17 protein-coding genes are annotated in these 19,431 nt (G+C 68.2%); 4 read left to right on the top strand and 13 right to left on the bottom strand.

Annotated elements, in window-relative coordinates; translation table 11 throughout:
• The first annotated feature begins 19 nt into the window (after nucleotides 1–19).
• Complete coding sequence (locus AC1DZQ_RS10450; protein ID WP_476963469.1) at nucleotides 20–2,785, top strand: cation-translocating P-type ATPase; 2,766 nt, start codon at nucleotides 20–22, stop codon at nucleotides 2,783–2,785.
• Nucleotides 2,786–2,857: 72 nt separating this feature from the next.
• Here the strand turns inward: AC1DZQ_RS10450 and AC1DZQ_RS10445 are convergent, their stop codons facing one another.
• Nucleotides 2,858–3,394: a hypothetical protein gene (locus tag AC1DZQ_RS10445; RefSeq protein ID WP_476963468.1), complete on the bottom strand. Its 537-nt coding sequence runs from the start codon at nucleotides 3,392–3,394 to the stop codon at nucleotides 2,858–2,860.
• 238 nt (nucleotides 3,395–3,632) lie between these two features.
• Here AC1DZQ_RS10445 and AC1DZQ_RS10440 point away from each other — a divergent pair, with 238 nt between their 5' ends.
• Nucleotides 3,633–4,472 carry a DUF1206 domain-containing protein gene (locus tag AC1DZQ_RS10440; protein WP_476963467.1) on the top strand — a complete coding sequence of 280 codons (840 nt, stop codon included), beginning with the start codon at nucleotides 3,633–3,635 and terminating at the stop codon, nucleotides 4,470–4,472.
• A gap of 69 nt (nucleotides 4,473–4,541) precedes the next feature.
• Here the strand turns inward: AC1DZQ_RS10440 and AC1DZQ_RS10435 are convergent, their stop codons facing one another.
• From AC1DZQ_RS10435 to AC1DZQ_RS10405, 7 genes are all read right to left on the bottom strand, one after another.
• Nucleotides 4,542–5,543 carry a DNA topoisomerase IB gene (locus AC1DZQ_RS10435; RefSeq protein WP_476963466.1) on the bottom strand — a complete coding sequence of 334 codons (1,002 nt, stop codon included), beginning with the start codon at nucleotides 5,541–5,543 and terminating at the stop codon, nucleotides 4,542–4,544.
• A 79-nt stretch (nucleotides 5,544–5,622) separates the two neighbouring features.
• The gene (locus tag AC1DZQ_RS10430; RefSeq protein WP_476963465.1) at nucleotides 5,623–7,086 is read right to left on the bottom strand and encodes an FAD-dependent oxidoreductase; all 1,464 of its coding nucleotides are present in this window, start codon (nucleotides 7,084–7,086) and stop codon (nucleotides 5,623–5,625) included.
• An 89-nt stretch (nucleotides 7,087–7,175) separates the two neighbouring features.
• Complete coding sequence (cobA, locus tag AC1DZQ_RS10425; RefSeq protein WP_476963464.1) at nucleotides 7,176–8,453, bottom strand: uroporphyrinogen-III C-methyltransferase; 1,278 nt, start codon at nucleotides 8,451–8,453, stop codon at nucleotides 7,176–7,178.
• A 236-nt stretch (nucleotides 8,454–8,689) separates the two neighbouring features.
• The gene (locus tag AC1DZQ_RS10420; RefSeq protein ID WP_476963463.1) at nucleotides 8,690–8,986 is read right to left on the bottom strand and encodes a putative quinol monooxygenase; all 297 of its coding nucleotides are present in this window, start codon (nucleotides 8,984–8,986) and stop codon (nucleotides 8,690–8,692) included.
• A gap of 229 nt (nucleotides 8,987–9,215) precedes the next feature.
• Entirely contained in the window at nucleotides 9,216–10,154 is a 939-nt protein-coding gene (locus AC1DZQ_RS10415) for an ABC transporter permease (RefSeq protein ID WP_476963462.1), read from the bottom strand.
• Entirely contained in the window at nucleotides 10,144–10,869 is a 726-nt protein-coding gene (locus AC1DZQ_RS10410) for an ABC transporter ATP-binding protein (RefSeq protein ID WP_476963461.1), read from the bottom strand. Before AC1DZQ_RS10410 ends, AC1DZQ_RS10415 begins: the two co-directional genes overlap by 11 nt.
• A gap of 44 nt (nucleotides 10,870–10,913) precedes the next feature.
• The gene (locus AC1DZQ_RS10405; protein WP_476963460.1) at nucleotides 10,914–12,092 is read right to left on the bottom strand and encodes an ABC transporter substrate-binding protein; all 1,179 of its coding nucleotides are present in this window, start codon (nucleotides 12,090–12,092) and stop codon (nucleotides 10,914–10,916) included.
• Nucleotides 12,093–12,419: 327 nt separating this feature from the next.
• On the opposite strand from AC1DZQ_RS10405, the gene AC1DZQ_RS10400 reads away from it, so the two are divergent.
• On the top strand, nucleotides 12,420–12,746 hold the full coding sequence (locus AC1DZQ_RS10400; RefSeq protein ID WP_476963459.1) for a GYD domain-containing protein: 327 nt from the start codon (nucleotides 12,420–12,422) through the stop codon (nucleotides 12,744–12,746).
• A gap of 130 nt (nucleotides 12,747–12,876) precedes the next feature.
• Here AC1DZQ_RS10400 and AC1DZQ_RS10395 read toward each other — a convergent pair whose 3' ends face one another.
• The 5 genes from AC1DZQ_RS10395 to AC1DZQ_RS10375 all read right to left on the bottom strand — a co-directional run bounded on the left by AC1DZQ_RS10395 (nucleotide 12,877) and on the right by AC1DZQ_RS10375 (nucleotide 18,695).
• Nucleotides 12,877–14,289, bottom strand: coding sequence for a sulfate adenylyltransferase subunit 1 (locus AC1DZQ_RS10395; protein ID WP_476963458.1), 1,413 nt, complete (start codon nucleotides 14,287–14,289; stop codon nucleotides 12,877–12,879).
• Nucleotides 14,289–15,368: a sulfate adenylyltransferase subunit CysD gene (gene cysD, locus AC1DZQ_RS10390; RefSeq protein WP_476963457.1), complete on the bottom strand. Its 1,080-nt coding sequence runs from the start codon at nucleotides 15,366–15,368 to the stop codon at nucleotides 14,289–14,291. The genes AC1DZQ_RS10395 and cysD overlap by 1 nt, the downstream gene beginning before the upstream one ends.
• Nucleotides 15,365–16,075, bottom strand: coding sequence for a phosphoadenylyl-sulfate reductase (locus tag AC1DZQ_RS10385; protein WP_476963456.1), 711 nt, complete (start codon nucleotides 16,073–16,075; stop codon nucleotides 15,365–15,367). The genes cysD and AC1DZQ_RS10385 overlap by 4 nt, the downstream gene beginning before the upstream one ends.
• Nucleotides 16,072–17,817, bottom strand: coding sequence for a nitrite/sulfite reductase (locus tag AC1DZQ_RS10380; protein ID WP_476963455.1), 1,746 nt, complete (start codon nucleotides 17,815–17,817; stop codon nucleotides 16,072–16,074). The genes AC1DZQ_RS10385 and AC1DZQ_RS10380 overlap by 4 nt, the downstream gene beginning before the upstream one ends.
• Before the next feature lie 131 nt (nucleotides 17,818–17,948).
• Nucleotides 17,949–18,695 carry a sirohydrochlorin chelatase gene (locus tag AC1DZQ_RS10375; protein ID WP_476963454.1) on the bottom strand — a complete coding sequence of 249 codons (747 nt, stop codon included), beginning with the start codon at nucleotides 18,693–18,695 and terminating at the stop codon, nucleotides 17,949–17,951.
• A 61-nt stretch (nucleotides 18,696–18,756) separates the two neighbouring features.
• Between AC1DZQ_RS10375 and AC1DZQ_RS10370 the strand changes: the two genes are divergently transcribed.
• Nucleotides 18,757–19,422 carry a trimeric intracellular cation channel family protein gene (locus AC1DZQ_RS10370; protein WP_476963453.1) on the top strand — a complete coding sequence of 222 codons (666 nt, stop codon included), beginning with the start codon at nucleotides 18,757–18,759 and terminating at the stop codon, nucleotides 19,420–19,422.
• The last annotated feature ends 9 nt before the right edge of the window (nucleotides 19,423–19,431 follow it).

Here is a 19,431-nt window from a genome sequence, read left to right as displayed (position 1 = left end):
CCGCGATGAGGAGGAAGTCATGAGCGACGATCCCGGTGCAGCAGCTGGGTTGGCCCCGGCGGAGGCAGACGCGAACTGGTACGCGCTGGCACCGGCGGAGGTGGCGGCCGAGCTGAAGGTGGATCCGGCCGGCGGGTTGAGCACGGGAGAGGCGCAGCAGCGGCTGCAGGAGTACGGCCCGAACGCCCTGGCCGCCGCGAAGCAAGAGCCGGTCTGGAAACGGTTCTTCAAGCACTATCAGGACTACATGCAGATCGTGCTCGTGGTCGCCGCCCTGGTCAGCTTGCTGATCGCGGAATACGGAACCGCCATTGGGCTTACCCTGCTGACGCTGTTCAACGCGTGGCTGGGATACCACCAGGAGGGCAAGGCCGAAGAAGCCGCCGCCTCCCTGGGGCAAATGATGAAGGCTATGGCCAAGGTGCGCCGCGACGGTGACGTTGTGGAGCTGCCCGCCGAGCAGATCGTGCCCGGGGACATCGTGGTGGTCGATGCCGGTGACCGCGTCCCCGCCGACGGCCGGATCATCCTGGCGGCAACCCTCCAGATCGAGGAGGGCGCCCTGACCGGAGAGAGCGTCGCCGTCGAGAAGGACACCACGACCATCAGCCGGCACGACGTCGGCATCGGCGACCGCCTGAACATGGCGTTCATGAACACGAACGTGACGCGGGGCCACGGCGAAATCCTCGTCACTACCACCGGCATGGGGTCTGAGGTCGGCCACATCGCCCACATGCTCTCCGGACAGAAAGCGGAGAAGACCCCGCTCACCAAGCAGGTGGACAGGCTCACCATCTTCATCATTGTCGCGGCCCTCTTCGCGTTTATCGCCATCGTCGTGATGGGCCTGGCGTCGGGCGAGTCCTTCGCGGTGCTCTTCGGAATCGGTGTGGCGCTGGCCGTCGGTTCCATCCCGGATGCGCTCCCCGCCGTCGTCACCACCATCCTGTCCGTCGGGTCGGTCAATATGGCCAAGAAGAACGCCATCATGAAGGTCCTCCCTGCGGTCGAGACGCTGGGCTCCACCTCGGCCATCAATTCGGACAAGACCGGCACCCTGACCCTGAACCAGATGACGGTGCGCGAGATCACCACCGTGCAGCACCACTACACCGTCAGCGGCGAGGGTTACAGCTTCGACGGCCAGATCCAACGGACCACCGGCGACGCCGAGCGGGACCTGGACTACGTGATGTTCTCCTGCGCCCTGTGCAACGACTCCGATATTAACGACGGCGAGGTGGTCGGAGACCCCACCGAGGCCGCACTTTACGTGCTCGCGCAGAAGGGCGGCGTGGACGTCAAGGAATTCCGCCAGAACAACCCGCGCGTGGCGTCGGTACCGTTCGATTCCGACTACAAGTTCATGGCCACGTTCCACCGGATGCCGGGGGCCGATGGCAGACCCGTGATCCGGGCCTACGTGAAGGGGGCACCCGATGTGCTCCTGAGCAGGTCCTCGTTCGGCCGGATGCCGGGCGGCCACGCCGAGCGACTCACCGACGAAATGCGCGGCAAGGTGCTGGCAGAGAACGAACGCATTGCCAGCCAGGGCCGGCGGGTGCTCGCCCTGGCGCAGCGCGAGTTCGACCCGGCGACGTTCCAGCCTTCGGGCGACCTGATGGCGCTGATGCAGGATCTGGAGATTTCGGCGCTGATCGGCGAGGTGGACCCGCCGCGCGCCGAGGCGGTGGCCGCCATCGCCAAGGCAAAGCACGCCGGCATCCGGGTCCGGATGATCACCGGCGACCACGCCGTCACCGCGGCGGCCATCGCCGACGAACTGGGCATCAGGGGCCGCGCGGTGACCGGGGCCGAGTTCGCGGCGATGAGCGACGCGGAGGCCGACAGCCAGGTGGACGGGATCGGCGTAATCGCCCGTGTCGCGCCCGAACACAAGGTCAGGCTGGTCGAGGTGCTCAAGCGCAAGGGCAACATCGTCGCCATGACCGGCGACGGCGTGAACGATGCCCCGGCGATCGCGGCAGCCGACATCGGGATCGCGATGGGCATCACCGGCACCGACGTCGCCAAGGGCGCGGCCAAAATGATCCTGGCTGACGACAACTTTGCCACCATCGTGGCGGCCGTCGAAGAGGGCCGGCTCGTGTACGACAACCTGCAGAAGTTCATCCGGATCCAGGTCGCCAACCTGTTCATGTTCATTCTGGCGTTCATCGGATCCTCCGCGTTCGCGATTGCGGGCACGGCCCTGCTCAGTCCGGCCCAGGTGCTGTGGATCCACATGGCCATCGTCGCCCCCATTGGGGCGGTGATGGGCCTGGACCTCGCGACGCCGGGCATCATGGACCGCAAGCCCCGGCCCTTCAATCAGCCGATCATCGTCCGGTCGATGATGGTGCGGCTGTTCGTCGTCGGGCTTTTCATGGCGGCCTCAACGCTGATCCTCGTGCAGATCGGCAAGACCACCTACGGTTCGCTGGAAGTCGGCCAGAGTATGGCTGTGGTGGGGCTGGGGCTGATGAACATCTTCGTGGCGCTCAATCTGCGTTACCCGACCGAGAGCGCCTTCGGGCCCGCCACGGTGTCCAACCCGAAGCTGCTCTGGGCGTTCGCGTGGGCCGTCCTCGGCTCGATGCTGATCACGCAGATGAGGGTGATGCAGGACTTGTTCGGCACACTGCCGCTCACGGGACAACAGTGGCTGCTCTGCCTGGTGCCGGGCGTTGTGCTGCTGCTCCTCGGCGAACTGTTCAAGGTCTTCCTGCGGGCCCGGCACTCGAAGGGCCGGGCCGCAGTCTCGGATCCCGTCCCGGCGTGAGTGCGCCTGCCACTGTGGAGGGCCGGAACGCGATGTTCCGGCCCTCCGCGGCATATGCCGGTTGTACTGGTGCTAGCGCATGAGGCCCGTCAGGACGTTCTTGGGGCGCTGCATCTCGCCGTGCTTGGCGCCCAGAACAATCACCCAGCCGGCGAACACGGGGATGGCCCACTGCAGGATCTTCAGCTGCTGCTGCGCGGAACGGAGTTCCTCGGAGGCCCCCGGCTTCGGCTCGGTGGCACCCTTGGCGCCCTCGGCGGCCAGCTTGTCCACCTTGGCTCCCTGCAGGCCGGCGTACAGGGTCACAGCGGCACCGGCGAGGGTGACGACGGACTTGTAGACGCTCAGGCGCGTGACGCCGTCCTGCTTGGCCATCCGTCCCTTGTTCTCCCGGATGACGGCGAGTCCCGAAAGAAAATGCGCCCCGAACGCCGCCGCCTGGTACGGCGCCCACTTCTTCCAGCCCAGGCTTGAGAGGCGGGTGCGTTCCGCCGGGTCCTTGGCTTCGGCCGTCGCGCCGTTGAGCCCTATGGCACCCATCAGTGAACCGCCGAACCAGGCGGCTGCCGTCAGGTCGTGAATGGATCGGGCAACAAGATTACCTGCCATGTTGAGCTTCCTATCGTCTGTCTTCGAATCCGAATCGCAGGGGCAGCGGGGCTGCCGGTCCGCGGCATGTCCACGAGCGGGGCCATGACCCGGCTATGGTAAGCACACTTACCAACAACGTGATAGTCCAAACGGTTGCCGCTTCGCCGCGCGTAGAATCGGCGCATAGGCACCCCGCCGCAGGCACAACACCGGCACAACCGCTCCACCGGACCAGATGAGGAATAGCCGCATCAACATGGCAGAAAAAGAGTCCGGGATCGAAGCCGCCATCGGCGACGCCGCCGACACCGCGGAGGCGGCGTCGAACAGCACCGTGCTCGACGTCGTCGCACGTTCGGGATTCGCCGTGATGGCGCTGCTTCATATCGTGATCGGGGCCATCGCCGTCGCCCTGGTCCTGGGCGCGCCCGGCCAGGCCGAACCCACCGGCGCCATCGAACAACTCGCCGCCAACCCCTGGGGTCCGGCCGTGATGTGGGCGGCCTGCTTCGCCTGCGGGGGCCTCGCGCTCTGGCAACTGAGCGAGGCGACCCTTCGGGGCCGCCACCTGCCGCGCCGGGAACAGCTGGGCAAACTCATTTCCTCCGGCTTCCTCGCCATAGCGTACGGGAGCGTCGGGCTGAGCTTCGCGGGCTTCGCGCTCGGCCAGCGCGGCGATTCGGGCGACTCGACGCGGGACTTCAGCACGGCCCTGGTCCAGTCCCCGTTCGGGGTTCCGGCCCTGGTGGGCCTCGGGCTGATCATCATGGGGATCGGCGTGTACTTCATCGTCAAGGGCTTCGGGAAGAAGTTCAAGGAGGAACTGCACCACTTCGAAGGGACGCACCGCGGCAGGCTGATCAGCGTGCTCGGGGTCACCGGCCACGTCGCGAAAGGGCTGGCGCTGATCCTGACCGGGCTGCTCTTCGYCATCGCCGCGGCGACCAACAACCCCAGTTCTTCCACCGGCCTGGACGGCAGCCTCAAGGCACTCCGGGACCACCCCTTCGGCCCGTACCTGCTCCTGGCGATCGGGGCGGGGTTCATTGCCTACGGCGTGTTCGCGATGGTCCGGGCGCGCTTCGGCCGGATGTAGCCGAAGTAGCCGATGTAGCCGCGCCGGCGAGCGTGCGGCCGGGTGCGTTGCGAGGGCCCCGCCGGGATACTAGCCCGCGGCCTTCCGCAGCGGCACCACGTCGCCTTCCTGGTACAGCAGGGCGCGGATCTCGGACTCGGCGGAATCCAGCCGCCTCGGGTCGATCGTCTCCCCCGCCGCGAAGTGGTCCAGCAGCCGTGGATCCACGTAGCTTTTCCGGGCGATCGACGGCGTGTTGCCCAGGACCGCGGCCGCGTCCTGCATGGCGAGGCTCACCGCGCTCTTACGGGCCGAGACTTTCGCCTGCGGGCCGCTCTGCGCCAGGCTGACGGCTGCCGCCGCCGTCCCGCGCAGGGTGCGGAAGTCCTTGGCAGTGAAGTCCTCCCCCGTGCGCTCCTTGACGTACTCGTTGATGTCCGCACTCGACACCGGATGCCAGCTGCGGCCGTCCTTATAGGCCAGCAGCCGGGTCTTGCCGCCGCGCCGCTTCAGCTGGCGCACGACGGCGGCGAGGTCGGCGTCGTCGATCCGCGACTCCCAGGTCTTGCCGCTCTTGGCCGGGAAACTGAGCCGGAGTTCGTCCTTGCGTACCTTGACGTGGGCGCAGAGCAGGGTGGCGAGGCCGTGGCTGCCGTTTTCGTTGGTGTAGCGCTCCGAGCCGACCCGCAGCGATCCGCTGTCGAGCATGCGAAAGGCGGCCGCCAGCACCCGCTCCCGGGTCAGCCCGTCGGAACGCAGGTCCATGGTCACCAGGCGGCGTGCGGTCGGCAGGGTCTCGGCCAGCTGGAGCGACCGGTCGAACTTCAGCCGGTCCTTCCGTTCCCGCCAGCTCGGATGGTAGATGTACTGCCGCCGGCCCACCGCGTCGACGCCCGTGGCCTGGATGTGCCCATTGTCGTACGGGGCAATCCAGACGTCCGTCCAGGCCGGCGGGATCCCGATGCCCTCGAGCCGCTCCCGCACAGGACCGGGCGGCAGGGTGGACCCGTCCAGGTCCTTGTAACTGAACCCAGTACCGGCGGGAACCCTGCGGTAGCCGCGGCCGGACGCGTTGCTGTGACGGAGCCTCATTGGCCGGCCCTGGGCGAATCGTGTCCATCCATGACGGTAAGCCTACTGACTACCGCCAGTGAATGGGCAAGCGCGGCGCTTAGACCTCGACGGCGGCGCCGCGGGAAATCTCCACCATGTCCTCGCGGGGCACCACCTTGATGCGCTCGCGCTGGACGGCGACGCCGTGCGACTCGCCGGCCGCAGTGGCCTTCTCGCCCAGGGCGCGCTCGTGCTCGTCCAGGGCAAGCCAGCCCTCCCAGCTGGTGTACTCGACGCCGCGGCCCGCCAGGAGTTCGACGATCGCCTCGGGGGCGGGCGCCGCGGCCAGCGGCAGGTTCTCGCGGTCCTCGAGCAGGTAGGTCACGGTTTCGAGGGCGTCACCCTTGGTGTGGCCGATCAGTCCCACCGGCCCGCGCTTGATCCAGCCGGTCGCGTAGATCCCCGGCACGTGGGTGCCGGCGGCATCCAGGACGCGGCCGCCGTCGTTCGGGACGACGCCCTTGCTGTGGTCGAACTCGACCTCGGGGAGGGCGGAGCCGAAGTAGCCGATGGCGCGGTACACGGCCTGGACCGGGTAGTCGACAAACTCGCCGGTGCCGCGGGCGTTGCCGGTGCCGTCCAGCTCGGTGCGCTCGAACTTGATCCCGGCGACGCGGCCGGGAGCCTCGGCGCCGTCGTACACCTCCACCGGGCTGTGCAGGAAGTGCAGGTGCAGCCGGCGGGACGCGGTGAGCTCCGAGAGGTCCTCGGGCTGTCCGGCGATCCAGTTGGTGAGCGTGCCCACCATGGTCTTGGTCTGGTTGTTGCTCTGGATCTGCCGGTCCGACTCGGCGTCGAACTCGAAGTCCTCGGCGTAGAGGATGATGTCCACGTCCTTGGAGTGGGAGAGTTCGCGCAGCTCCAGGGGCGTGAACTTGACCTGGGCCGGTCCGCGGCGGCCGAACACGTGCACGTCCGTGACGGGCGAGGACTTCAGCCCGGCGTAGACGTTGTCCGGGATTTCGGAGACCAGGAGGTCGTCGGCGTGCTTGGAGAGCATGCGGGCCACGTCCAGGGCCACGTTGCCGTTGCCGATCACGGCGATTTCCTTGGCCTCCAGCGGCCATTCGCGGGACACGTCGGGGTGGCCGTCGTACCAGGACACGAAGTCGGCGCCGCCGTAGGAGCCCTCGAGCTCGATGCCGGGGATGTTGAGGTCCGCGTCCTTGATGGCTCCGGTAGCAAAGATGACGGCGTCGTAGTGGGTGCGGAGGTCATCGATGGACAGGTCCGTGCCGTAGTCCACGTTGCCGAAGAACCGGATGTCGCCGCGGTCCAGGACCTTGTGCAGGGCGTTGACGATGCCCTTGATGCGGGGATGGTCGGGGGCCACGCCGTAGCGGATCAGGCCGTAGGGTGCCGGGTAGCGGTCGAAGAGGTCGATGCTGACGGTGAGCTCGCCGCTCTTGACGGCCTCGCTCTTGGTCAGGATGTCCGCGGCGTAGACGCCGGCGGGACCGGAGCCGACGACGGCGACGCGCAGCGGGCGGGCGGCGGTTCCTACGGGGGTGCTAGTTGACACGGCTGTGTTCCTTTTTTCTTCTGCATCCGTTGCTCCACAAACGCCCTTTTGAGGCTTGATAACGGCAGTTATGGAGCAATCGACGGGTGTTAGGGGGTCAGTACGCGGGTCTGGGTGGTGCGGGGAGCGTTCGGGGAGGTGGTGCTGTAGTCCGCGGTCTTGAAGTGCGACGGCGCGAACGGGCTGACGCGGACCACGTCGCCGATCACGATCACGGCGGGGTTCGCGACGCCTGCAGCCTCCGCCTGGTCCGCGATGGTCCCGAGAGTTCCGATGGTCACCCGCTGGTTTGGCAGGTATCCATTCTCTACGATGCCAACAGGCGTCTCCGGAGGCAAACCGGCGCGGGCCAGGGAGGCTGCGGAATCGCGCAGCTGGCCCACGCCCATGAGCAGGATCACAGTGTGGTCGGCGCGGGCCGGGACTTCCGAAAGTTCCTCATGGCCGGTGACCACGCTGAAGCCTTTGGCGAGCCCGCGGTGCGTGACCGGGATGCCGGCGGCGGCGGGGACGGAAATGGCCGAGGTGACGCCGGAAACCACTTCGACCTCGACGCCGTGCTGCCGGCAAAATTCGGCTTCCTCGCCGCCGCGGCCCAGGACGTAGGGGTCGCCGCCCTTGAGCCGGACCACGCGGTGGCCCTGCAGTGCTTCTTCGACCAGGATCCGGTTGATCTCGGACTGCGGCACCGGATGGTGGCCGGGAGTCTTGCCGACCTCCACCACACGGACGTCCGGGGCCAGTTCGGCCAGGAGTTCACGCGGGCCGAGCCGGTCCGCCACCACGACGTCGGCCTGGCCAAGGAGCCGGCGGCCGCGGACGGTGATGAGCCCGGTGTCGCCGGGACCGCCGCCCACGAGGGCCACGGATCCGGTGCCGGTGGCGGCACGTCGCCGGCGCAGCGGCAGGTCGCCGGCGTCCAGGGCGGTGGCGACGGCGTCGCGCAGGGCCATGGCGCGGCGCGGGTCTCCGCCGGCGTTGACGGCGATCTTGATGTCGTCCACCACGGCGACGGCGGGTGTCCAGGCGGCGGAAGCTTCGTGGTCGGAGGCGTTGACGCACCAGATGCGCTGCGCCTCGGCGTCGGCCGAGACCTGAGCGTCCACGGCGGCGTCGCCGGTGGCGGTCTGGACGAACCAGACGCCGTCGACGTCGGAGGGGCGGTACGGGCGGGGCTCCCAGGTCAGGAGGCCGGCGTCGGCGAGTTCAGCCAGCGCCGGGCAGGCCACCGGTGCCACGACGCGGACGCGGGCTCCGGCGTCGAGCAGCCCCTTGGTGCGCCGGGCGGCCACCGGTCCGCCGCCGACCACCAGCACGGGACGGCCGAGGAGGCGCAGCGCCGTGGGGTAAATGTCCTGAATTGCCATGCATCGACGATAGGGCGGCGTCACATAGCGGAACAACGGTGCGGAAACACCAGTTCACGCAAGGTAACGCCACGTCACATTGTTGGCGGGCTCAAGTGGGCGGGCTGGGAGCGGTCCGGGGGCACTTTGACGGCCGGGGCAGTCATCTCGGGCCAGAATGACGGCGTGTCCGTGTCAATGTGCCCCCGCGCCGCCGTCGTCTTGGCGGCTCGGGTGCCCGGAGCGCGGGCCCCGGCCTACTTCACTGCGATGAGCTCGATCAGTTTGATGTCGGGATCCTTGGCGAGCAGGGCGGGACCATGTTCACCGAGGGCGGCCGGGATGGCGCCATTGAGGTGGGCCTGCCGGTCCCCCTCGGTATCGAAAGTGTCGAAGATGCCGAAGGTGTTCTCATTGACCCGGAAGGCGTACCAGGTACGCGTTCCGGGCTCGTTGAGCACGATCTCGCGGCCCCCGTTCAGGAAGTCCCAGACGTCCTGTTCCTTCCCCGCCTTGGCTTCGACCAGGGCCAGCACGCCAAATTTTGCTGCCACAGCGACCTCCTAGGAATCAATCGTGGAATCAGTCTTGGAGTGGGCCGCAACCCGGCCTCTAGGCGTGAGTGTAGGCCCGTGCCCGAGCCCGGGCAAGGAGTCATCGCAAAAGCAACGCGGGGTCACTCACGGCCCATAAACCTGAGGAATATGGGCCGCAAGTGACCCCGCGTTGCGGTGTCAGGGTGGTGCGGTGTCAGAGGTGGTGGGGCGCTAAGCGCAGTTAGGCCTAGCGGGTGCTGCCGGAGAGGAGGCCCCGGCGGCGGAGCAGCCGCTTTTCAATCGGGGCGAAGACGAGCAGTTCGATCAGGATGCCGACGGCGAGGATCAGCAGGATGGCGGACATCACGATGGTCATGTCCGACAGGACGCGGCCCTGGTCCAGCATGGAGCCCAGGCCAAAGCCGATGGTGCCGCCCACGGCGATGATTTCCGCTGCCATCAGCGAGCGCCAGGAGAACGCCCACCCCTGTTTGAGGCCGCCGAGGTACCCGGGCAGGGCCGCCGGCAGGATGATCTGCAGGGCCAGTTGGAGCCGGGACGCACCCAGGACCTTTCCGACGCTGCGGTACTGGGGCGGAATCTGGTCCACACCTGAGATCAGGCCGTTGATGATCGAGGGAATGGCACCCATGAAGACCACGAAATACACCGTGGCGTCGGTGAGGCCGAACCAGAGGATGGCTGCCGGCACCCAGGCCACGGACGGCAGGACCTGCAGCCCGGAGATCAGCGGCCCGAACGCACGGCGCAGCGGTGCCACCTGGGCCAGCAGGAGCCCCACCGGAGTCGCGACGACCACGCTGATCAGGAAGCCTACGACGCCGCGCTGCAGCGAGGTCCAGACGGCCTCCTGCAGCTTGCCCTCGCTCCACAGGGTTCCGATCTGGCCGATAACATCCAGCGGGCCGGGCACGATGTCGCGCCGCTTGAAGCCGAGCGACACGTACAGCTGCCAGAGGATGAGCAGCACCGCGAGCGCAGCCACCGGAAGCAGGATCCGGCTCCAATCGATGCGGGCCTTGCGGATGGAGTCGGACTGCAGGGAATCGAGGCCCGCTTCGAGCTCGCGCAGGTCTTCCTTGCCGCTGGAGGAACGGGTCAGTGCGGCGTGGACCTTGCGGGTCTCGGCCGGGGCTTCCGCCACGGGAAGTTGGTTACTTGGCATGGCGGCGGATCTCCTCGCGTAGCCGGGCGGTGATTTCGCCGGTGAGCTGGCCGGCCAGGCCGGCGTCGGTGCGGTGTTCTTCGCTGACGTGCCATTCCCGCACCACGCGGCCGGGCCGGGAGGAAAGCAGCAGCACGCGCTGGCCAAGCCGGACGGCCTCGCGGACGTTGTGGGTGACAAAGACGATGGTCCGGCCGGTTTCCTTCCAGATGCGTTCGAGCTCGTCATGGAGCAGGTCCCGCGTAATCGCGTCCAGGGCCGCGAACGGCTCGTCCATGAGGAGCAACTGCCGGTCCTGGGCCAGCGACCGGGCCAGGGACACACGCTGGCGCATCCCGCCGGAGAGTTCGTGGGGCCGCTTGTCCCCCGCACCGCCCAGGTGCACCAGGTCCAGCAGCTCCCCCGCCCGGACCCTGCGGTCGGCATTCCCGACGCCGCGCAGCTTCAGGGCCAGCTCGATGTTCTCCCGCGCGGTCAGCCAGGGAAACAGTGCCGCGTCCTGGAACATGAAGGCGGCGCCGTCGCTGGGCACTTCGAGGGCGCCCGACGTCGGGGCCTCCAGTCCCGCCATGATGTTGAGCAGGGTGGACTTGCCGCAGCCGGAGGCACCGAGCAGGGCGACGAACTCGCCCTGCCCGATGGTGGCGTTGACGTCGTCCAGCACCGGGGCGCCGGCGCCGAAGCGCTTGCCCAGGTGTTCCAGTACGACTGGCATGGTCTGGTCCTTACTGTTGTGGCGGATGGCGGAGGGCCCGGGAGCTAGTCCTTGCCGAGACCTTCGGCGGAGATCTTCTGGCCGGCCGCGCTCTCGCCCAGGACACTGTTGAGCGCGGTGAGGTCGAAGATGCCGTTGATGTCGGCCTGCTTGGTGGTGCCGGCGTCGACGCCGTCCTGCAGCAGTTTCTTGTACGTCCCTGCGAGCGGGTCGGTGGTGAAGACGATGTTCTTCAGGGACCGGTCGATCACGTCGGCCGGCAACGCCTTGCCGGCGGCTGCCTTGAGCCCGGCATTGAGGACGGTGGCCTTCTCGGCGGCGGGCGCCGCGTTGAGCCAATCGACGGATTCCACATGGCCCTTGAGGAGCGCCTGCACGGTGGCCGGGTGCTCGGCCGCGAACTTCTTGTTGACGATCAGGATGGTGGTGACGAACTCGCCCTTCTCCCACAGGTCCTTCTCATCGACCAGGACCTTCGCGCCGGCCTGGAGCACCAGGCGGGAGGCCCAGGGCTCCGGCAGCCACGCGCCGTCGAGCTTGCCGTCCTGGAACAGTTTGAGGGTCTGGGCGTTCTCGGTCGGGTTGATCGCGACGTCGCCGCTGCCGTCCGTGGAGGTCTTGAACCCCTGTTTGCCAAGCCACGCGCGCAGGGCCACGTCCTGCGTGCCGCCGAGCTGCGGGGACGCGAGCGTCTTGCCCTTGAGGTCGGCGGCCGAGTTGATACCGGGCTTGACCACCAGCTGCGCTCCGCCAGCCGTGGCGCCGGCGATGATGCTGATGGATTGGCCGTTGCTCTTGACATAGGAGTTGATGGCCGGGTTGGGGCCGATGTAGGTGGCGTCAATGGCGCCGGCGTTGAGGGCCTCGATCGCGGCCGGGCCGGCGTTGAAAACCTGCGTGCTGAGCTTGGTCTGACCGAGTTCCTTGGCGATGAACCCCTTGTTGACACCCACCAGGGCCGGGGCGTGGGTGATGTTGCCAAAGTAGCCGAGCTTGAGCTCGCTTGCCGGGCCGGTGTCCGCCGCGGCCGCTGCCGGGGCGGACACCGGGCTGCGGGACAGCGAGGACGCCACGGCTGCGCCGGCGCCGATCAGGAGCACGAGCCCCGCGACGAGGGCGATCTCAAGGGTGCGCTTGCGTTTGGGTTTTCCGGTCTCGCCGGCGACGATCCGGGTGGTGCCCGGCTGCGTGCCGGGCACGGGGTTTTCGGGGGTGCGTGACATGGGTGAAGTCCTGTTCTGGGGTGTGCGGAAGGGCCGGGCTTGGTGGTCAGCGCCGGCGACATCGCCCCTGGAAGTCCCTGCGGGGGAGGCCGGGGAACCGTTCCTTTGTCTTCATTCATTCACCATAGGGATAGTCATATTCGGGGTTCAACGGTCCGGAAACCGGGGGTCACGCGGGTTCACGCAGCGTCACATTCGTTGAAACACAGGGCAAGGCCATTCCCGCCGGTACAGGGTGCCGGCAGCCATTGCTGACCGGGCAAGGGACTGCCATTCTTGCTGGATCGGCACCGCCGGCACTACCGGCAGCAAGGAAAGGACGAGACGATGCCGCTCTATCTGTCGAAGTTCAGCTACACACCGGAGACCTGGGCGAAACTGATCAACAATCCCGAGGACCGCAGAAAGGCCGCGCAGACGTACATAGAGTCGGTCGGCGGGAAGCTACACGGTTTCTGGTACGCCTTCGGCTCCCACGACGGTTTCAACTTATGGGAGGCCCCGGACAATGTGTCCATGGCCGCGGTGGCACTGGCGATCAGCGGAGGCGGCGCGCTGAGCTCCTTCGAAACGACAGTGCTCCTGACCGTCGACGAAACGATGGAAGCCCTGCGGCAGGCCGAGCAGATCAAGTACCGGCCTCCCGGCGCCTAAGGGTCGCTTCGCAACAGCTGGTACTGCCCCGACACCATCAGCCGCAACCAAATGTACGAAGCCCCGGTCCGGAAAGTTCCGGACCGGGGCTTCGTGCATCAATCAAGGAACGGCGGATCAGACCAACAAACTAGATCGAGTAGCGCTCGTCCTCGTGGTCGCCCGGGTGGTCGTTGACCAGGCCCGCGGCGAGGGTGTTGCCGTCGAGCGGGTCGATCACCAGGAACGCCCCGGTGCGGCGGTGGTGCAGGTAGTTCTCCAGCGGCAGCGGGGCGGCGAGCCGAAGCTGTGCGTGCCCGATGTCGTTGAGCTCCAGGGTGGTGGTCGGCTCCAGGCCGAAGCTGGCGAGGTCCAGTTTGCCCGTCACGTTCCGGACCAGAGCCTGAACCGTGCGGGTGCCGTGCTTGACCAGGACCTTCGTGCCCTCCCGGAGCGGTTTGGGCGAGAGCCAGCAAAGCGCCGCGTACAGATCGGCCGATGCCTCCCGGATGGTCCCGGCGGCCGCGATCGTGTCCCCGCGGGCGACGTCGAATTCATCCGCGAGGCGCAGGGCCACAGACTGCGGGGCGGCCGCCTCCGCGAGCTCACGGCCCGCGAAGTCGATCCCGGTGACGGTGGTGGTGCGCGGGTCCTGCCCCGGGGTCAGGATGCTGACCTGGTCCCCCACCTTCACGGAGCCTTCAGTGATCTGGCCGGCGTAGGCACGGTAGTCGCGGTAGGCCTCGGGATCGAGGCCGCCGGCGATCGCGTCCGGGGCCAGCGCGCCCTGTGGCCGGACCACCAGCTGGACCGGGAACCGGAAGCTTTCGAGGTGGCTCTCGAGTTCGTCGGCGGCCGGCAGGGTCTCCAGGACTTCCAGCAGCGCCGGGCCGTCGTACCACGGGGTGCGCTCCGAAGCGTCGACCACGTTGTCGCCGTCGAGGGCGGATACGGGGATGACCCGGAGGTCCGCGACCCCGTCGGAACCGAGCCCAAGCTCGCGCCCCACCTGCTGGACGTCCGCCTCGATCTCGCGGAACACGTCCTCGCTGAAATCCACGAGGTCGATCTTGTTCACAGCCACGATCACGTGCGCCACGCGCAGCAGCTGCAGCACGGACAGGTGCCGGCGGGTCTGCTCCAGGACACCCTTGCGGGCGTCGATGAGCACGACGACGGCGTCCGCGGTGGACGCGCCGGTCACCGTGTTCTTGGTGTACTGCACGTGCCCGGGGCAGTCCGCGAGGATGAAGCTGCGGCGGTCCGTGGCGAAGTAGCGGTAGGCGACGTCAATGGTGATGCCCTGCTCGCGCTCCGCGCGCAGGCCGTCGGTCAGCAGGGCGAGGTCGATCCCGCCCTTTTCGCCGCCGAACCCGCGGTCCGCGGAGGTGCGGGCGACGGCGTCGAGCTGGTCGGCAAGGATCGCCTTCGAGTCGTGCAGGAGCCGACCCACCAGCGTGGACTTGCCGTCATCGACGGAGCCTGCAGTGGCGAAGCGGAACAGCGTGGTGGGCAGCGCCGCGGCAACGAGGTCCGGGCCCGGGAGAAACGTTTCCGTGCTCATTAGAAATAGCCGTCCTTCTTGCGGTCTTCCATGGCGGCCTCGGAGATGCGGTCATCGGCCCGGGTGGCGCCACGTTCGGTGATGGTCGAGGCGGCAACCTCAATGACGACGTCGCGCACGGTGGCGGCGGCAGATTCCACGGCGCCGGTGCAGGACATGTCGCCGACGGTCCGGTAGCGGACGGTCTTGGTGATGACTTCCTCGTGATCAAGCGGCTGGGAGACCTCGCCGACGGCGCGCCACATGCCGTCGCGGGCAAAGACTTCGCGGTCGTGGGCGTAGTACAGGCCCGGCAGTTCGATGTTCTCGCGCTCGATGTAGCGCCACACATCAAGTTCGGTCCAGTTGCTGATCGGGAAGGCCCGGACGTGCTGGCCCACTGTGTGCCGGCCGTTGTAGAGGTTCCACAGCTCAGGCCGCTGGTTGCGGGGGTCCCACTGGCCGAACTCGTCGCGCAGGCTCAGGATCCGCTCCTTAGCCCGGGCCTTGTCCTCGTCTCGGCGGCCGCCGCCGAAGACGGCGTCGAACTTGTTGCGCTGGATCGCATCCAGCAGCGGCACCGTCTGCAGCGGGTTCCGGGTGCCGTCGGCACGCTCGGCCAGCTCACCGGAGTCGATGAACTCCTGCACGCTGCCGACGACGAGCTTCAGTCCCAGCCGTTCCACGGTCCGGTCGCGGAACTCGATAACCTCGGGAAAGTTGTGGCCGGTGTCGACGTGCAGCACCGGGAAAGGCACCTTGCCAGGCCAGAAGGCCTTGGTGGCCAGGTGCAGCATCACCACGGAATCCTTGCCGCCGGAGAACAGCAGCGCAGGCTTCTCGAACTCGGCAACGACCTCGCGGATGATGTGAATCGCTTCCGATTCCAAAGTGTCCAAAGACGACAGGCGAGCCGATCCCGTAGCCGCAGCGGCAGATGCCGCCCCGGGAGTGGCATCGGGCCTGTCGGAGCCGCGCGCATCGTCCGAAGGACGTATGCCGCGCGGCGCAGGGGCGGGGGCGGCATCTGCTGCGGAGGCGGTGGTGGTGAAGGTGGCGGCATCGGGGTCGACGGCCACGGAAGTCGGGAAGTTGCTCATACGTGTAGTCCGCATTCTGTCTTGTCGGTTCCTGCCCAGCGTCCGGCGCGGGGGTCGTCGCCGGGCGCCACCTTGCGGGTGCAAGGCTGGCAGCCAATGGACGGGTAGCCCTGTGAAAGCAGCGGGTTGACGGGAAGAAGGTTGTCGTCGGAGTACTGCACCAGCTGGTCGAACGTCCAGGCCGCCACCGGGTTGACCTTGACCAGGCCATTGGCCTCGTCCCAGGTGATCAGCGGCGTGTTGGTGCGGGTGGGGGCCTCGTCGCGGCGGACTCCGGTGAACCAGAGCTCGTAGCCGGCCAGGGTGCGGCGCAGCGGCGCCACTTTGCGCAGGGCGCAGCACTGGGCGGGGTCGCGGGCGAAGAGGTCCTTGCCCAGGAGCCGGTCCTGCTGTTCCACGGTGTTCTCCGGCAGGACGTCCACGACGTTGACGCGCAGGTTGGCCGCGACCTCGTCGCGGGTCGCGTGCGTCTCCGGGAAGTGGTAGCCGGTCTCCAGGAACAGGACGTCGACGCCGGGGAGCTGGTCCGCGACAAGCGCCGGCAGGACGGCGTCGGCCATGGAGCAGGCGACGGCGACCGCCGGCAGCTCGAAATTCCGGGCCACCCAGGCGATGACATCGCGGGCCGGGGCGTCCCAGCCGAGTTCGGCAGCGCCGGCCTCGGCGAGGGCCTTGAGCTCGTCGTGGGTGCGGAGTGCAGCGGTCACTGGAGATCACCCTCGTCCGCGGCGAACGCCCACTCGGCGAAGCTTTGGCCCTCGGAGCGGTCGGCGACGAACTTGCGGACCACGCGTTCCACGTAGTCGGGCAGTTCCCCGGCGGTGACCTTCAGGCCGCGGACGGTGCGGCCGAGGCCTGCCTCTTCGCGGCTGTCGGACGCCAGCCCGCCGCCGAGGTGGACCTGGAAGCCCGGGGTGGGGTCGCCGTCGGGCGTCGGCAGCATCATGCCCTTGAGGCCGATGTCCGCCGTCTGGATCCGGGCGCAGGAGTTGGGGCAGCCGTTGATGTGCAGGGACAGCGCCTGCGGCAGCTGCTTGCTCTCGGCGAGGTCGGCCAGGCGGCGCTCCAGCTCGGCCACCGCCGTCGCCGCCGTAACCTTTGTTTCCACGATGGCGAGCTTGCAGAACTCGATGCCGGTGCAGGCGATGGTGCCGCGCCGGAACACGGAGGGCCGGGCGGACAGGCCCAGGGCGTCGAGCTCGGCCACGAGCGGTTGGACCTCGTCCTTGGGCACGTCGAGGACCACGAGCTTCTGGTGCGGGGTGGTGCGCAGGCGCTGTGAGCCCCGGGCCTCCAGGGTGTCCGCGAGCTTGACCAGCTGGCTGCCGGAGAGGCGGCCGGCCAGCGGGGTGGCGCCGATGAAGAACTTGCCGTCCTTTTGTTCGTGCACGCCGATGTGGTCCCCGGGGGTGGAAGGCTTGGGCGCCGCGGGGCCGTCGGAGAGCTTGTAGCCGAGGTATTCGTCCTCGAGGACCTGCCGGAACTTCACCGGTCCCCAGTCGGCCAGCAGGAACTTCAGGCGGGCCTTGGTGCGCATGCGCCGGTAGCCGTAGTCGCGGAAGATGCTGGTGACGCCCAGCCACACGTCGGCGGCCTGGTCCGGCCGGACGAAGGCGCCGAGGCGCTTGCCCAGCATGGGGTTGGTGGAGAGCGCGCCGCCCACCCAGAGGTCGTAGCCGATGCCGAGTTCGGGGTGGACCAGGCCCACCAGGGCGACGTCGTTGATCTCGTGCACCACGTCCTGGCTGGGGTGGCCGGTGATGGCGGTCTTGAATTTGCGCGGCAGGTTGGCCAGTTCCGGGTCGCCGATGAACCGTTCGGCGAGTTCCTGGATCAGCGGCGTGGGGTCGATGATCTCGTCCTTGGCGATGCCCGCCACCGGGGAGCCGAGGATCACGCGGGGCACGTCGCCGCAGGCTTCCGTGGTGGACAGCCCCACGCCCTCGAGCCGGCGCCAGATCTCGGGCATGTCTTCGACCCGGATCCAGTGCAGCTGGATGTTCTGGCGGTCCGTGAGGTCGGCCGAGTCGCGGGCGAAGTCCACGGAGATCTGGCCGATGACGCGCAGCTGCTCGGTGGTGAGCGCACCGCCGTCGATCCTGACGCGGAGCATGAAGTATTTGTCTTCGAGTTCGTGCGGCTCAAGCGTGGCGGTCTTGCCGCCGTCGATCCCGGGTTTGCGCTGGGTGTAGAGCCCCCACCAGCGGAAGCGGCCGTGCAGGTCGGTGCCGTCGATCGAGTCGAAGCCGTGCTTGGAGTAGACGGACTCGATACGCTCGCGGACGTTGAGGCCGTTGTCTTCCTGTTTCCAGGTCTCGTTGGCGTTCAGCGGCGTGGTGCCGTCCACTTTCCACTGCCCGTGCGGCTTTGCGGCCGGACGGGAAGGGCGCTTGGTGCGGCCGGCGGCAGCCTCGTCCGTGGACGCTCCGGCTAGAGCTGTATCAGTCATGCATCGACTGTAGGGGCGGCCGTAATCCCGTCACAAAGGGTCAGAAACGGGGAGTCACCTAGGGAAACATTTCGTCACGAACCGCCGGAAACCCTTGAAGTCGCCCTGCGGCTGTGCATCTGCGGGGACCGTCAGGGCCGGGGTTGTGGGGCTGCGGCCAGCGCGGCGTCGTAGCGTTCCAGGGCAATTTCGGCGAGGACCGGAGAGGGCAGCAGCGGCGCCGTCACAAGGTCCGCGCCGGCCTTGGCCAGCTGGTCATGGAAGAAGCCGGGCGCCAGGAGATACGAGGCGATGACCACCCTTCCGCCGAGGTCCACCGCTCCGGCCGACTCCCCCGCGCCGGCACCACCGGCGGCCTCCTCGCGGAGCATGGCGACGGCGTCGGGAACGGAGGGCGTGGCGGAGGCGCCGTAGCCGGCCACGATCCGGTTGGAACGCAGGGCACGGAGCTGGTCCGCAAGTTCCTCGACATTCTGCGCCGCGCTGGGATCGGAGGAACCGGCGGCGGCGAGGACGACGGCGTCGATGTCCTTGACCCCGGCCTCGCGCAACCGCTGGTCCAGCAGCGCTGCGAGCCGCGGATCCGGCCCCAGCGGCGCCGCGGCCAGGGTGCCCGGCCGGCTCTTCACGGCCCGGGCGATATCCACCTTGACGTGGTAGCCGACGCTCAGCAGCAGCGGAACCACGACGGCGGCTTCTCCCGCTGGCAGGCCCGCCACGACGACCGGCAGGTCCGGGTCCTGCACGTCGACGTAGGCCTCGCGGACGTCCAGCCCGGGACGGAGCCCGGCGATGCCGTCCCGGAGCGCGTTGACCTCCCCGGCCCCGTGCGGGCTCGACGTGCCGTGGGCGCAGGCGATCAGGATGGGGCTATTCATAGCCGTTAGCGTAGCCTTGGAGCCGCCCTATCCGCCCCCTTGTAATCGACCGGGACGCTTCATGACCTTCTCCTTCAGCCTTGTCCTGGTCTGGCTTGACCTCGCCGGCGTGTTCTTCTTTGCGGTCTCCGGCTCGCTGCTCGCGGCGCGGAAGCAGTTCGACATCATCGGCTCGCTGCTCCTGGCCTCCATGGTGAGCCTGGGCGGCGGCGTCATCCGCGACATCATCATCAGCGCAGGCCCGCCCGCGGCGTTCACCAACCCGGCGTATCTGGTGCCTCCCCTGCTCGCCACGGTACTGGTGTATTTCCTGTTCTCCAGCGTCCAGCGTTTCACTTCGCTGCTGATCCTGTTCGACGCCGGCGGGCTGGCCCTGTTCTGCATCACCGGCACCCTGAAGGCCCAGGAGGCCGGGATGAATCCCGTGGCTGCCGTCCTGCTGGGTGTCACGACGGCGGTGGGCGGCGGCCTGCTGCGGGATATCACCGCCAACGAGGTGCCGCAGCTCTTCGACCCCAAAGATCTGTACGCGCTGCCGGCGTTCGCCGGGTCGGCGTCGACCGTGATCCTGTCCCTCACGGGGACCTTCACCGCGGTGACCGCCTGCGCCGTCGCCGGGCTTGTCTTCGCCTTCCGGGTCACGGCCTGGCGGCGCCACTGGTACGTTCCGTTGGCGGTGCGCGGCTGGCACCGACTGGGCCTGGACACCGCGGAAAACGACCGCTGAGGATTAGCT

This window comes from Arthrobacter sp. P1_C12_2 (genome assembly GCF_056406415.1).
This window is presented reverse-complemented; position numbering and strand designations above follow the sequence as displayed.

Excerpts from the sequence above, each read along its gene's own strand:
- AC1DZQ_RS10450 (WP_476963469.1), top strand. The coding sequence starts at position 20 with ATGAGCGACGATCCCGGTGCAGCAGCTGGGTTGGCCCCGGCGGAGGCA.
- AC1DZQ_RS10445 (WP_476963468.1), bottom strand. The coding sequence starts at position 3,394 with ATGGCAGGTAATCTTGTTGCCCGATCCATTCACGACCTGACGGCAGCC.
- AC1DZQ_RS10435 (WP_476963466.1), bottom strand. The coding sequence starts at position 5,543 with ATGAGGCTCCGTCACAGCAACGCGTCCGGCCGCGGCTACCGCAGGGTT.
- cobA (WP_476963464.1), bottom strand. The coding sequence starts at position 8,453 with ATGGCAATTCAGGACATTTACCCCACGGCGCTGCGCCTCCTCGGCCGT.
- AC1DZQ_RS10415 (WP_476963462.1), bottom strand. The coding sequence starts at position 10,154 with ATGCCAAGTAACCAACTTCCCGTGGCGGAAGCCCCGGCCGAGACCCGC.
- AC1DZQ_RS10410 (WP_476963461.1), bottom strand. The coding sequence starts at position 10,869 with ATGCCAGTCGTACTGGAACACCTGGGCAAGCGCTTCGGCGCCGGCGCC.
- AC1DZQ_RS10405 (WP_476963460.1), bottom strand. The coding sequence starts at position 12,092 with ATGTCACGCACCCCCGAAAACCCCGTGCCCGGCACGCAGCCGGGCACC.
- AC1DZQ_RS10400 (WP_476963459.1), top strand. The coding sequence starts at position 12,420 with ATGCCGCTCTATCTGTCGAAGTTCAGCTACACACCGGAGACCTGGGCG.
- AC1DZQ_RS10395 (WP_476963458.1), bottom strand. The coding sequence starts at position 14,289 with ATGAGCACGGAAACGTTTCTCCCGGGCCCGGACCTCGTTGCCGCGGCG.
- cysD (WP_476963457.1), bottom strand. The coding sequence starts at position 15,368 with ATGAGCAACTTCCCGACTTCCGTGGCCGTCGACCCCGATGCCGCCACC.
- AC1DZQ_RS10380 (WP_476963455.1), bottom strand. The coding sequence starts at position 17,817 with ATGACTGATACAGCTCTAGCCGGAGCGTCCACGGACGAGGCTGCCGCC.
- AC1DZQ_RS10375 (WP_476963454.1), bottom strand. The coding sequence starts at position 18,695 with ATGAATAGCCCCATCCTGATCGCCTGCGCCCACGGCACGTCGAGCCCG.
- AC1DZQ_RS10370 (WP_476963453.1), top strand. The coding sequence starts at position 18,757 with ATGACCTTCTCCTTCAGCCTTGTCCTGGTCTGGCTTGACCTCGCCGGC.